The organism is Sphingorhabdus sp. (assembly GCF_044357595.1).
In the GTDB taxonomy this organism is placed as follows: domain Bacteria; phylum Pseudomonadota; class Alphaproteobacteria; order Sphingomonadales; family Sphingomonadaceae; genus Sphingorhabdus_B.
Genome location: NZ_JBIKPH010000003.1, coordinates 23,192 through 37,099, shown reverse-complemented (window position 1 = coordinate 37,099; position 13,908 = coordinate 23,192). Strand labels below are relative to the sequence as shown.

Sequence of the window (13,908 nt, the reverse complement as noted above, 5' to 3'; positions counted from 1 at the left end):
ACAGGTAAGATTTTGATAAAACATGCATTAAGTGTTACGCGCGCCCAAAACTTCGCGGGCTGGTATCAAGAAGTCATCTCTGAAGCCGATTTGGCCGAAGAGTCAGGCGTGCGCGGCTGTATGGTCATTCGGCCCTGGGGCTATGGCATGTGGGAACGCATCCAGAAGCTGATGGATGCGGAAATCAAAGCCGCTGGCGTTGAAAACTGCTACTTCCCATTGTTCATCCCATTGTCCTTCTTCGAAAAAGAAGCCGACCATGTAGAGGGCTTTGCCAAAGAAATGGCAGTGGTCACGCACCATCGCCTTATAAGCGACGGCAATGGCAAGCTTATCCCCGACCCAGGATCAAAACTGGAAGAGCCACTTGTTGTTCGTCCAACATCGGAAACGGTGATTGGCGCAGCGATGAGCCGATGGGTGCAAAGCTGGCGTGATTTGCCTTTGATGGTGAACCAATGGGCCAATGTTGTCCGCTGGGAAATGCGCACGCGTATGTTCCTGCGCACCAGCGAGTTTTTGTGGCAGGAAGGTCATACGGCGCATGCCGACCGCGCGGACGCCATGCAGGAAACCCTGCGCGCGCTCGAAATGTACCGTGCCTTTGCTGAAGGTCCGCTGGCGATGCCAGTCGTGGCCGGCGAGAAGCCTGAGAATGAGCGTTTTCCTGGTGCAGTAGCAACCTACAGCATCGAAGCGATGATGCAGGATGGCAAAGCGTTGCAGGCCGGAACCTCCCATTATCTCGGTACGGGCTTTGCCGAAGCTTCGGGGATCAAATATCAGGACAAAGAGGGCAATCAGCAGTTTGCCCATACAACCAGCTGGGGTGTTTCCACGCGCATGATCGGCGGCGTCATTATGACGCATGGCGATGATGATGGCTTGCGTTGCCCGCCGCAAATTGCACCGCACCAAATTGTGATCATTCCCATGCTGCGCGACAATGACGAAGACGATGCGGTTTTGGAATATTGCCGCAGTCTGCGGACCGAATTGTTGGCACACCATGCATTTGGCGAACCCCTGCGGGTGCTGCTCGATACCAAGGCTGCAAAGGCATCAAACAAACGCTGGGCTTGGGTAAAGAAAGGCCCCCCTATCATTGTCGAAGTCGGCCCACGGGACATGAGCGAGGGCAAAGCCGCCGTCATTCGCCGCGACCAACTTTACAAGCAAGATGGCAAGCTTGCGACGGCATTTACCCCCCGCGATGCATTTGTGGCCTCAGCAGCCGCGATGCTGGAAGACATCCAAGGCACCTTATATGCACAGGCGAAGGAACGTCTCGAAGCCAATATTCGTCGCGACGTAACTGACCTTGCACAGCATTTTGCCGGCGATGAAGCGAAATTTGCTGGCTGGATTGAAGTGCAATGGGCACGGCCAAGCGGCGTTGCGCTCGACGAGATTGTCGCGCAACTCAAAGCGCTAAAGCTGACCATGCGCAACAGTCCAGTAGACGCATTACCTTCGGACGGCGCTTGCTTCTTTACAGGCGCGCCCGCGGTGGAGCGGATGTTGATAGGGCGGACCTATTAGGTCATGACCAAATACGCGCAATTTGAGGGGCTCCCCACCCGCGATCAGATATTGGAATTTATCAAGACGTCGAAGGAGCCTGCGGGCAAGCGCGAGATTGCACGTGAGTTTGGTTTGCGCGGTAATGAAAAAATTACGCTTAAGGCGTTGTTGAAGGACATGACCGATGAAGGGCTAATCGATATGGCCCCGGGCCGCGCGTTTCACAAAATGGGCGGCGTGCCGAAGGTTACAGTGCTGAAAATTGTGGCGATTGACGGTGACCAAGCAGTTGCCGTTCCCGAACATTGGGAAGCCGAAGGCATTCCATTGCCTAAAATTCGGGTGATTGAGGCCAAAGGTAAGCGCGGGGCCCTGGGTATTGGCGAGCGGATATTGGCACGCACGGAAGAGCGCGGCAGTGGCTGGGTTGCCCATATCATGAAGAAGCTTGCGAAGGGCAGCGAGCAAATATTGGGCGTCGTCGAAGGCGGAGAAAATGGCCGCTACTGGTTAAAGTCGGTCGACAAAAAGGCGCGCTTTGATACCCAAATCGGGGATGTTGGCGACGCGAAGGCCGGCGAGCTTGTGTTGGCCGAACTGACGGGCAACGCACACAAAAAATCTGCGCGGGTCACGCAAGTACTTGGCGACCCATTTGCGCCCAAAAGTTTCAGCCTTATCGCCATTCACAAATATGGCATTCCGTTTGAAATGCCGGAGGCGACTGAACGCGAGGCAGAACGCGTGCGGGAATTGCCCGTTACCAATGACAATCGCGAAGACCTGCGCCATTTGCCCATAATCGCTATCGATCCACGCGATGCACGCGACTTTGACGATGCAATTTGGGCTACCGCCAATGCCGAAACCGGCGGTTTTGACGCGATCGTGGCGATTGCGGATGTTAGTTACTATGTTCGTCCTGGAAGCGCCTTGGACCACGAGGCGTCTAAGCGCGGGAATAGCGTATATTTCCCCGACTTGGTCGTGCCCATGCTTCCGCATGCTTTGTCATCAGACAAATGTTCTTTGCGGGCAGGGGAGGACCGAGCGGTACTTGCCTGTCACCTGTCCATTGGCAAGACAGGCCAAGTTACGTCATGGCGCTTCACCCGAGCGGTCGCGCGAATTGCTGCCAATATCCCATATCCCGACGCGCAGGCCGCAATTGATGGGCAGATGGAAAACCCGTTGCTCGAAACCGCTCTCAAGCCGCTTTGGGCCTGCTGGCGGCTTCTCGCAAAGGCGCGGCATAAACGCGGGCCATTGGAGCTTAACTTACCCGAGAAGCGAATTACGCTCGACGAACAGGGCCGTGTGATTGGAGTTGCTGTGCGCGAGCAGCTTGAAGCCCATCGCTTGGTAGAAGATTTCATGATCGCTGCAAATGTTGCGGCTGCCAAGGCATTGGAAGTCAAGAAATCATCCTTAATTTACCGCGCCCATGAGCCGCCAAGCCGCGAAAAGCTTGTTGCGCTGAAGGAATATCTCAAGACCTTTGAAATCGACTTCGCGTTGGGTCAAGTGGTGAAACCAGAGACATTAAACGCGATCCTTGAGAAAGTCATTGACGAGGAGGTCCGCCCGCAGATCATGGAGGCGGTGCTTCGCAGCCAGACGCAGGCTTATTATGGCCCCAATAATGTCGGCCATTTTGGCCTTTCACTGGGTAGCTACGCCCATTTCACGTCGCCAATCCGCCGTTATGCCGACCTGATCGTACACCGGGCGCTGGTGAGTTCTTACGGGCTTGAGATGCCCAAACCCAAGTTGAAGGATGTTGAGCCGACGACTGGCATCACCGAGGCAGCCATTACGAAGCTGGCGGCAACTGCCGAAGCCATTAGCCGCACCGAACGCCGCGCGATGGAAGCCGAGCGTGAGACGACTGACCGCTATATCGCGGCGTATCTTTCCGCGCAGGTCGGACAAATCATTCAAGCGCGCATCACGGGCGTACAGAATTTTGGATTTTTCGCGACAGTTGAGGGGGTTGGAGGGGATGGCTTGGTTCCAGTCTCAACCTTGGGCAAAGACTATTTCCATTATGACGAGGCAAGCCAAACACTAATCGGTGAAAAAACGCGGCAGGAATATCGCCCGGGAATGCGACTGGAACTGCGTCTGGCCGAGGCAAACCCCATTTCAGGGTCTCTGCGGTTCGAGTTACCAGAAGGCGGCAGCTTTTCGCCTGACCGGTTCAAGCATAAAGGCAAGCCCAGGTCTGGAAAATATGACGCCGGAAAGCGCGGGCGCCCCGGGAATATAAGGCATCAAGGGAAAAAGCGCTAATCTCGGACCCCGCGTTGCCCCATATTAGCAATTAACTCAAATCATCTAGCTGCGCATCGCTGAGTGATCCCGGAATCACCATGACCGGGCAGGGCAGTGTCCCGGCATTGACGCCGGTAAAGTGCGCTATCAGCGGTCCCGGTGCGCCTTGGGCAGCGGCGCCAAGCACAAGCGCCGCAATGCCCGGATGCTCCTCGAGCATGACCTTCACCACGTCGATTGCTTCGCCGGGTTTGACGGTGATGGCAGGGCGAACGCCCATTTCGTCGAAAATTGAACCCGCCGCAGCAGTCACAAGCTGCTCTGCCCGGTCGCGGGCATCTTCTTCCATGGTTGCCTGAACGCCGCCCCATGCGACAAAATCAGCCTGCTCAACGAGGGCTAAGATATGCACTTCACCTCCGGTTTTGGCAGCACGACGTGACGCAAAACGCAGAGCGAGGCGCGCTTCTTCGGTTTCGTCGATGACCACCAGATATGTCCGCATACATTCCCCCGGAACCGGCTTTGTCGCCAGCCGTTTGTGATTTAAGTTAGACTGCGCGAAAATTGCATGATTGGCAACCTAATCACGCTTGACGCTTGGGAAAGCTTGGCTATTCGGGTTTATCAACGAAGTCCAAAAAAGGCTATTACCCAATGCCCATCGAACTCAAAATGCCCGCGCTTTCCCCCACCATGGAAGAAGGCACATTGTCGCGGTGGCTTGTGAAGGAAGGCGACAGCGTTTCTTCAGGCGATTTATTGGCAGAGATTGAGACCGACAAGGCGACTATGGAGTTCGAGGCGATTGATGACGGGGTCGTCACAAAACTGCTCGTGGCCGCAGGAACCGACGGCGTGAAGGTTGGCACGGTAATCGCGATGATTCAGGGTCAGGATGAGGACGCGGCACCTGCGCCAAAATCAACCGCACCGGCAGCTGCGTTACCCGAAGCTTCAAAAACAGTGCAGGTCGTGTCAAAGTCGATTGAGACGCCGATAACAATATTAAAAGTTGATGCGCAGAAACAATCCTCCGATGACGAACGTATCATAGCCAGCCCATTGGCCAAGCGGATAGCGGCAGAAAAGGGCGTTGACCTAAGCCGCGTAACCGGCAGCGGCCCCAATGGCCGCATCGTCAAGGAAGATGTTGAGGCGGCAGCGAAAAACGCACCGAGGGTAACGGTTGGGCATTCGGCCCCTGCGGCGGCCGCAGCGCTGTCTCCGATCCCCACAGCAGGTATAAACACCGACATCCCGCACGAGGTCATCAAACTCAGCAATATGCGCAAAACTATTGCGCGCCGCCTGACCGAGTCCAAGCAACAGGTGCCGCATATCTATCTGACCGTCGATGTGCGCCTTGACGCACTGCTAAAACTGCGCGGAGAGCTCAATGCGTCTTTGGAGGCGCGCGGTATCAAGCTGTCGGTAAACGATATGCTGATCAAGGCACTGGCGTTGGCGCTGGTTCAGGTGCCGAAGTGCAATGTCAGCTTTGCGGGTGATAATATGCTGCAATATACGCGCGCCGACATCAGCGTTGCTGTCTCGGTGCCCACTGGCCTCATAACGCCAATCATTACGGACGCTGCGAACAAGTCGCTGTCCAAAATCTCGACCGAAGTCGGCGAACTTGCTGCCCGCGCCAAGGAAGGCAAATTGCAACTGCATGAATATCAGGGCGGCACCGCATCTATTTCCAATATGGGTATGATGGGTATCAAGCAATTCGACGCAGTGATCAACCCGCCACAAGGCATGATCCTAGCAGTCGGAGCAGGCGAAAAGCGGCCCTATATTGTCGATGACGCCCTCGCTATCGCGACAGTCATGTCGGCTACCGGCAGCTTCGACCACCGCGCCATCGACGGCGCAGACGGAGCGATGTTCATGAAGGTGTTCAAGGGACTTGTAGAGAAGCCCTTGGGCTTGGTGGCGTAAAATGGCTGATTATGATCTGGTCGTCCTCGGCTCGGGCCCCGGTGGCTATGTCGCAGCCATTCGTGCGGCGCAACTTGGGCTAAAAGTCGCGATTGTTGAGCGTGAAAATCTCGGCGGGATTTGCCTCAACTGGGGCTGCATTCCGACCAAGGCACTGCTGCGGTCTGCGGAGATATATCACTATATGCAGCATGCGGGCGATTATGGCCTGACGGCGGCCAATATAAGCGCGGATATCGACGCGGTGGTGAAGCGGTCGCGTGGCGTTGCCAAGCAGTTGAATCAAGGCGTCACGCATCTGATGAAAAAGAACAAGATCACCGTCCATATGGGCGATGGCAAGCTGACAGCGGCGAATACACTCTCGGTCACCAAGGATGGCAAGACCGAGGAACTAACCGCGAAGAACATCATCATCGCCACCGGCGCACGCGCCCGCGATTTGCCCTTTGCGCCCGCAGACGGAGAGCGCATCTGGACCTATCGCCACGCGATGGTGCCGCCCGAGATGCCAAAGAAATTGCTTGTTATTGGATCTGGCGCAATTGGTATAGAATTCGCGAGCTTTTACAATGACATGGGCGCAGATGTAACCGTGGTTGAAATACTCGATCGCATCGTTCCGGTCGAGGATGCTGATGTCTCGGCCTTCCTTGAAAAGGCGCTCACAAAGCAGGGCATGACCATCATGACCGGGGCGGGTGTCGAAAGCCTGAAGGCGACTGCCACTGCCGTGTCGGCATCCATTAAGGGCAAGGATGGCAAAGTCGTGGCATCTGAGTTCACGCATTGCATTGTCGCCATTGGCATTGTCCCCAATACCGAGAATATCGGGTTGGAAGCGCTTGGCGTTGAGATGGATCGCGGTTTTCTGAAAACCGAACCTAGCTGCCGCACCAACGTGCCGGGCCTTTGGGCGATTGGCGACATTACCGCCCCGCCTTGGTTGGCGCATAAGGCAAGCCATGAAGGCGTGATTGCTGCCGAAACCATTGCTGGCGGGCATCTGCATGTGATGGACCCGCTGAACATCCCCGGCTGCACCTATTGCCATCCACAGGTCGCAAGCGTCGGCCTCACCGAAGCCAAAGCCAAAGAGGCAGGCTATGACGTCAAGGTTGGCAATTTCCCGTTCATGGGTAATGGCAAGGCGATTGCACTGGGTGAGGCAGAAGGCTTCATCAAAACCGTGTTCGATGCCAAAACTGGTGAGTTGCTTGGCGCGCATATGGTTGGCGCGGAGGTGACTGAGCTTATTCAAGGCTACACAATCGGCAAAACTGCTGAACTGGTTGAAGCCGATTTCATGCACACAGTCTTCCCGCATCCGACCTTGAGCGAGATGATGCACGAAAGCGTCTTGGGCGCTTATGGCAAGATGTTGCACATGTGACTTTGTCCGCACGTCTGTTTGCATCTGGCTTGTTGCTCTTTGCGGCAACGATTGCTTTGGGCTTTGCCGTCACAGCACGGCGTTTTCATGATTTTGACATTGCCGTATCACACGCCCTAAACATGCAGCGCGGCGTTTCGCCTGATTGGCTCATCCTTGTCATGCAAGGCATTAGTTGGATTGGTGGCGGTATTCAGCGCTATGTCATCGTTGGCAGTCTTGCCCTTGCACTTTGGCGCTGGTCGGGTCGGGGGGCAGCATTGGCAATGGCGGTTGCGACCTTAGCCTCCGCAATGACGTCCGACATACTAAAAAACTTTTTCGCGCGTGTTCGTCCTGATCTGGTCCCGCAACTTGATCTGATCAGCAGCCCGGCATTTCCAAGCGGTCATGCAGCCAACGCAGCTGTGGTCTATTTGCTATTCATCATGCTCGTTCCGCAAGCGCGCCATCCTGCTTGGCAATTGGCTGCTGCGGCGATGATTTTGCTTACGGGTCTTTCCCGTATTTTGCTAAATGTCCATTGGCCAACAGATGTCATCGGCGGATGGATGCTTGGGACGTCTTTTGCGTTAATGGCTGCAGCGGTCATTTCCTTCCGCCGGGAGCAACGGCAGAACAAAGACCCAACTGTCCAAAAGTTTTAGAATACGGGGCGCTAATTTTTACTGTCCTACACGCCGGTAATTTGTCACCTTACGGTCCACTGATTATTTATGGGACGTGAAACATGCAGTTAATGGCTAATTTACGACGGAATATGCGAGTCGCGGTGTTAACGGGCGCAGCACTTTTGCCTGGCACAGCGCGGGCGCAAACAACGGTCATTACTGCTGACAAGATGATCGACGTTTTGACCGGTAAAACCATAGACTTTCCAGCAGTTTTTGTCGGGTCAGACGGCCGCATCACCAGCATGGCTGACGCGCGCACCGTCAAATGGGGCAGCGATGTCACGCATATCAACATGTCCGGAAAAACCCTTTTACCTGGCCTAATCGACATGCACGTCCATCTCGATGGTCCTGCTGACATAGGCGGTTACCGCGGGCTTGAATTCACCGACAGTTTCTGGGGCATGACGGCGGTTGGATCGGCGCAGGCGATGCTCAAGGCTGGGTTTACGACCGTCCGCAACGTCGGCTCAAGCAACCGCAACGATATTGGTTTAAAACAAGCCATACAAAACGGATATGCGACGGGCCCGCGCATTGTGCCCGCTGGCTATGCTTTAGGCGCAACAGGTGGTCATTGTGACTCGACCTTCCTACCACCAAGCCTCGAAAAATCCGGCAAGGAAGAAGGTATCGCCGACAGCGAAGACGAATTGCGGTACCAGGTGCGCCGTCAGCGTAAATATGGCGCTGAGGTCATTAAGGTGTGCGCAACAGGAGGGGTATTCTCTCGCAACACCGAGCCCGGCCAACAACAGCTTTCCGAGCGCGAGCTCCGCGTAATTGCGGATGAGGCGCATCAATGGGGCTTGCGCGTTGCGGCGCATGCGCATGGCGCAGAGGGAATCAAGGCGGCGATAAAGGGCGGTGTTGATACCATCGAACATGCCAGCCTTGTCGATGATGAGGGGATTAAACTTGCCGTGGCACGGCCGCGTCCGGTCTGGTTCTCCATGGATGTATACAACACGGATTATACGCAGGCCGAAGGCGCCAAAAATGGCGTGCTTGAGGATAATTTGCGTAAAGACCGCGAGGTCGCGCAAATACAGCGCGACAATTTCCGTAAGGCACACAAGGCCGGCGTTCGAATGGTCTTTGCTTCCGACGCCGGCGTGATGCCGCACGGCTTGGTTGGCGGTCAGTTCAAGATCATGGTGCAATATGGCATGACGGCTATGGAAGCCATTCAAGCAGCTACCCGCAATGCGGCGCAGGCGCTTGATCGTGAGAAAGATGTGGGCGCCATCGCGGTTGGCCGTTTTGCCGATATCATCGCCGTGGATGGAAATCCTTTGGCTGATGTGCGCGAACTGGAATCGGTCGATGCCGTGATTAAGGGCGGCAAGGTCGTGCAATAATTCAGTTTACATCAACCCGTCATGGCGCATTGATTGCACCATGACGATTGTGTAAACTGGATGCGCCAGCGGTTGTAGAACCGTCAGGTCAAGAACATCGGGGATTTTGGAACATGATAACTATCATCGCAACTGCACTGCTTAGCATGGCCGCTATGAAGGGTGACGCCATGGACAATGCGCGTAAATCGTTCAACAATTGTATGATCGAAGTGCACAACAACGCAGTTAGCGAAAAAGCGAGCCCGAGTGCTTTCATCCAAACCTCCGACGCGGCGTGCCCGACGGAGCGCGCGGCGTATAAGGAAATCCTTTTAAAGTCAGAGCGGTCTTATGGATCAAGCCAGACCGAAGCGGAGAAATTTGCATCGGAAGAAATCCAGATGATTGTGGATTCTATCGTCACCAGCTTTAACGAGAACATCGAAGGCGGCGCGAAATTGACGCCGGAGAAATAAGAGCGCGACAGGCAGCGATAATTGGCGGACAGGGTGTCCGCCAATTACAAGCTTTTTACTTAAATTTTTCTAAGTAATGGGATTTGTCCCACCACTTATCCCACCACTTCAGCTAAAGCAACAGGCCTGCTTGATGCAAGTAGAGCAGGGCGGGCAGCAATCACATAGCAAGCACCGGGCGACCGTTGCGTCCTGGGCTTACCTTATTTGAGTTCGGAAACGCCGCACGAAACCAAGAACGCATACGTCTCATCATAAAAGGCTGGCGGTCGAGTGGGGTCCTTTCCGTCGCCGTGAGGCACGAAAATGATCAGACCCTGCCTCGCGCGCGTGAGCAGGACACGATAAGCGTTCAGGAGGTACAGCTGGTTCGTCTCGTTGCGAACCTGCTGCCATTTGGTGCCCTTGAAGGCGTAATGCTGCCAAGCATCGTCAGCCCGACGCAAATCAGCATCCCAGCAGACGCCGGCCCAATCTAGTTCCAGACCCTGAATGTCAAACTGTGTAGCGACTTCTTCCAGATAGTAGGACGAGCGCACATCAAATCGGTCATTCAAAAAATACGATGTCGGATCGATCTTTGATTTTACGTGAACGCCTTCAGGACGCAGCCTGTAGCCTCCTGCCGATGCTACAAGGCCGTACCGTTCCGTTCCCCTTGCCTTGCCTCTGAGCCACTCACGGGCGCGTGAAAGGTCACGCGTCAACGTTATCGGGTAGCGGTCAGACAAGTCGTTGAAGACATCGCGCGCATTTGCGGCGTCTCCGTCCAACAAAAGACTGACGAATGATGACACTCGCTCCGCCCGAAATGATCGCATCGAGACCGACAAATGGAGGTCTGGATGTTTCTCAATATGGCCAGCATCGAGCAACTCGGTCGCCTTTGCATCGATCGTGTACTGATGATCATCGAGTAATGAAGATGCGTGCACGTCCCAGTCTGCAAAACGATGCTGCAAAGCGGCCAACCATTCGGACAGACCTGCTTCACCTGTGTTGATTTCCTGCCCACCACCAATCAAGCAGATGACGGTGCACCAGTCGTCATGACGGTCCATGACGCTGATCAAGAATTCTGGCTCGGACATGTTAAAGTCGTGATGACCGCGCTTCGTCTGCATGAATTTCGAAGCTTGATCGCTCGTCCACGCCCGCTGGGCTTCGTCAAACACGACAACCTTTTCAAAAGGCTGTTCGTTGTTCCCAACATAGTGGTCACGGAAATGATGTATGTTCTGAACAAACCCGCGGACCGACCGATACGCGTCGGTCTTTTTACTGCCTTCGCGAGCGACTTGGTCTCGGGCGAGTGCTTCGCGTAGCACGTCCACGAGAGGCCCATTGCCTGACAGGAAGACCGCATGTTCGTCTTCATGCTTCTCGGATCGCTTCGCCGCGATGTTCAATCCAGCCAGCGTTTTACCGGCACCGGGTACACCTGTAATAAAGCATATCGACTTTCGACCTTCCGACTTCGATCGGTCGATGATCGCCGCAATCATATCAGACGTCGTTTGCAGGTTTTTCGCGCCTGCGTCTGATCGCGATATTTCTTCAACCGCGTGGTTACGATACAGGGCTTCCGCCGCTTCGATGATTGTTGGCGTCGGACGGTAACCAGATGTTCTCCATGCAGCTACGTCGATATGCGGCGTTGCGGGCTTAACTTGAACGCACATGGCAAGTACGTCGGCCAAACCGGTCTGCCCAACGAGGATAGGCTTGGCGACACCGTCTACCGCCCATTCGGGCTGCCTAATTACGCCGCTTGAGGCTTTGGTCGCAATAAGGACCGGAACGATCGGATGTGCGTGACTGCCCAGATGGAAGTTCTTCACGTCCAATGCGTAGTCGTGCACCTGATCGATCGCATAGCTGTCAAAGCTCGCCGAATTAACTTTGAACTCGACAACGAATATTACACCTCCAAGCACGATCAATACGTCTGCCCGCTTCCCCATCCGCGGGATCGAAAACTCAAGAAAAACGTATGCATCGTCGATACTGGACAATGCCGAACGGAGATACCGAACTTCATCCCGCCATGCGTCCCGCTGCTGATGTTCAAGCGCATGGTTATGGGCTTGGGTCAGTTCACCCAAGATTGCCTCATCGGAGGTGGCGAGGAAGTCTTTAAGCGTTGCCGCGAAATACGCATCATTCATAAGCACTGCATAATCGTTGAGTTATGTTTTGCCAGCGTCGATTATTAGGCGGGGTTAACCTAAGTCTAAATGAGCCGGTCACAATGCAATTGTATTTGCCTCGTGCCAGCGCTCTGTGTTCACTTAGCATACTAGATTGCAATCCGTTTATCTGCTCGACTTGCATTATGATATCGAAGTAGAACGGTGGCATCAGACGATTGGAGGGGCAATCGCTTTGCTAGGGATGATGAACACAAATGGCAGATAACTCTGATAGCGGTGGCGGAATTGTACTCGCCATTTTGGCCGTGTTAGCAATTTACAATTGCTCAGGGTCCCCTTCAGAAGATGAACAGCAGGTCGCGTCCGAACTGGGGATAAGCGACGATGAAGCGGCAGATCTAATTGCTGAGTATGGCACTGCCGAAAGCGTCATTGAAGACCACGAAGATGACACACGCGAGCCATTTGATGAGGATGCAGCAAAAGAAGCGGCAGAAGATGATCTTGCGTCAGAAAATTATGATTACAGTTATGGGTGCACAAGCGACTGCTCAGGTCACGAAGCAGGATGGAGATGGCGGGCGGACAACGGGTATACAACTCCCGGTAACAGTAATTCCTTCTACGAAGGTGGACAGGCTTTTGATGACGCAGTTGACGACAAGGTCGACGAAATGAGGAATGCATACGAGGCTGGTGAAGACCCGGATCATTAGGAATTTGCATCTGGAAGATTTAATGGATCGCGCCAATTGTTATCATAACAAATTAGCGAGTTAGAAATAAAAAGGTTGAAAAATGAACGGTTTGATAATTGGCCTTGTGGTGTTGATTGGCATTGTCTCCATATTGCTAGTTTTTTGGCTGAAAGAAAAAAAGCAGCGCGAGTTGCTGACAATCAAATACGCGGGAATAACTTCTCTTGAAGAGGAAGCTGAGAAGCTCTCACAAAGTCTAGCATCCATATTACAAGATACTCAGGAAGCAAGATCAACATATGAAGAGAAAAGATCGATACTGACGCGTCTCGAAGAGCAAATTGCAATTTACGACGACACTCTCTCTTTCGCAGAATTTGGCGTGTATGAGCCACAATTCGCCTTTAATGATGGTGAGCTTTTCAAGGAAAGAATTGCTTTAATTCGCAATGAACAAAAAGCCCTGATTTCGATGGGCCTTGCTACTATTTGCGATGCTAATTGGACCATGAATGGTAGCCTGTCTCAGGGACGAACGGCAGTTAAACGGCAGGAAAAACTATCCCTACGCGCATTCAACAGTGAATGTGAGGCAGCAATAGCAAACACCAAATGGAACAATGCTAACGCAATGGAAAAGCGTATAATAAACGCCGCAGAACAAATTAACAAAGCCAATAAAAGCATGATGCTGTCAATAACAGAACGTTATGTACAGCTAAAAATCGATGAACTTCAGGTCACCCACGAACATCGAGAACATAAGAAACAGGAGCGGGATAGGCTTGCCGAGCTAAGAAGCAATGAACGCCAGGAAGCGAGGCTTCGGCAAGATATATATGATGCCGAGCTGGAAGAGAAACGATGGCAATCGAAACTAAACGAAGTTCGCGCATCAGCTGGTGCTGATACAGATACGAAGCTACGCCAACGCATCGAAGAATTAGAGCAATTACTTGCCGAGGCTCATGAAAGAACTGAACGAGCAAAGTCGATGGCCGAACTAACATCAACTGGTTTTGTCTACGTAATTTCAAACGTGGGTTCTTTTGGGGAAGGTATCGTCAAAATCGGCGTTACTCGTCGCCTTGACCCCGATGATCGCATTCGAGAGCTGGGTGATGCCAGTGTCCCATTTACCTTCGATACACATGCTATGATTTATTCAGGCGAAGCTCTCAAACTGGAGGCTAGTTTGCATTCCGAATTCCATGCCCACCGCGTAAACTTATCAAATATGAGGAAAGAGTTTTTTCGTGTCAGCCTCGATAGCGTTGAGGAGGCCGTTAAGCGCCTTGCCCCAGATGCGGCGTTCATAAAGGATCGTGAAGCACAGCAATGGCAAGAAACAATTTTTAAGAGAAATCAGATTTTAGATGCTGAACAAACGAAACGTGAAGCTGAGTTCCCACTCTCCATTTAATTG

At 53.5% G+C, this 13,908-nt stretch carries 11 protein-coding genes; 9 read left to right on the top strand and 2 right to left on the bottom strand.

The features are described 5' to 3' along the window. Window positions 1-12 precede the first annotated feature (12 nt). On the top strand, window positions 13-1,542 hold the full coding sequence (proS, locus tag ACIQ2T_RS01095) for a proline--tRNA ligase (RefSeq protein WP_397589203.1): 1,530 nt from the start codon (window positions 13-15) through the stop codon (window positions 1,540-1,542). A 3-nt stretch (window positions 1,543-1,545) separates the two neighbouring features. After that, window positions 1,546-3,816, top strand: a complete 2,271-nt coding sequence (rnr, locus tag ACIQ2T_RS01090) for a ribonuclease R (RefSeq protein WP_397589202.1) — start codon at window positions 1,546-1,548, stop codon at window positions 3,814-3,816. A 31-nt stretch (window positions 3,817-3,847) separates the two neighbouring features. Here rnr and ACIQ2T_RS01085 read toward each other — a convergent pair whose 3' ends face one another. Beyond that, the gene (locus ACIQ2T_RS01085) at window positions 3,848-4,303 is read right to left on the bottom strand and encodes a universal stress protein (protein WP_300035849.1); all 456 of its coding nucleotides are present in this window, start codon (window positions 4,301-4,303) and stop codon (window positions 3,848-3,850) included. A 152-nt stretch (window positions 4,304-4,455) separates the two neighbouring features. Between ACIQ2T_RS01085 and ACIQ2T_RS01080 the strand changes: the two genes are divergently transcribed. The 5 genes from ACIQ2T_RS01080 (at window position 4,456) to ACIQ2T_RS01060 (ending at window position 9,631) form a co-directional block, all read left to right on the top strand. Further along, window positions 4,456-5,745 carry a pyruvate dehydrogenase complex dihydrolipoamide acetyltransferase gene (locus ACIQ2T_RS01080; protein WP_397589201.1) on the top strand — a complete coding sequence of 430 codons (1,290 nt, stop codon included), beginning with the start codon at window positions 4,456-4,458 and terminating at the stop codon, window positions 5,743-5,745. 1 nt (window position 5,746) lies between these two features. Next, window positions 5,747-7,138 (top strand): dihydrolipoyl dehydrogenase, encoded by a 1,392-nt coding sequence (gene lpdA / locus ACIQ2T_RS01075; RefSeq protein ID WP_397589200.1) that lies wholly within the window; start codon window positions 5,747-5,749, stop codon window positions 7,136-7,138. Further along, window positions 7,135-7,785 carry a phosphatase PAP2 family protein gene (locus ACIQ2T_RS01070; protein WP_397589199.1) on the top strand — a complete coding sequence of 217 codons (651 nt, stop codon included), beginning with the start codon at window positions 7,135-7,137 and terminating at the stop codon, window positions 7,783-7,785. The genes lpdA and ACIQ2T_RS01070 overlap by 4 nt, the downstream gene beginning before the upstream one ends. 113 nt (window positions 7,786-7,898) lie before the next feature. Next, a complete protein-coding gene (locus ACIQ2T_RS01065; protein ID WP_397589198.1) occupies window positions 7,899-9,173 on the top strand; it encodes an amidohydrolase family protein in 1,275 nt (424 codons plus the stop codon). A gap of 113 nt (window positions 9,174-9,286) precedes the next feature. Then, entirely contained in the window at window positions 9,287-9,631 is a 345-nt protein-coding gene (locus ACIQ2T_RS01060) for a hypothetical protein (RefSeq protein WP_397589197.1), read from the top strand. 203 nt (window positions 9,632-9,834) lie between these two features. On the opposite strand, the gene ACIQ2T_RS01055 is transcribed toward ACIQ2T_RS01060, so the two are convergent. Beyond that, window positions 9,835-11,799 (bottom strand): DUF2075 domain-containing protein, encoded by a 1,965-nt coding sequence (locus ACIQ2T_RS01055; protein ID WP_397589196.1) that lies wholly within the window; start codon window positions 11,797-11,799, stop codon window positions 9,835-9,837. A 239-nt stretch (window positions 11,800-12,038) separates the two neighbouring features. On the opposite strand from ACIQ2T_RS01055, the gene ACIQ2T_RS01050 reads away from it, so the two are divergent. Both ACIQ2T_RS01050 and ACIQ2T_RS01045 read left to right on the top strand, forming a co-directional pair. Further along, window positions 12,039-12,500, top strand: a complete 462-nt coding sequence (locus tag ACIQ2T_RS01050; protein ID WP_397589195.1) for a hypothetical protein — start codon at window positions 12,039-12,041, stop codon at window positions 12,498-12,500. Window positions 12,501-12,582: 82 nt separating this feature from the next. Beyond that, on the top strand, window positions 12,583-13,905 hold the full coding sequence (locus ACIQ2T_RS01045; protein ID WP_397589194.1) for a DUF4041 domain-containing protein: 1,323 nt from the start codon (window positions 12,583-12,585) through the stop codon (window positions 13,903-13,905). Window positions 13,906-13,908 lie beyond the last annotated feature (3 nt).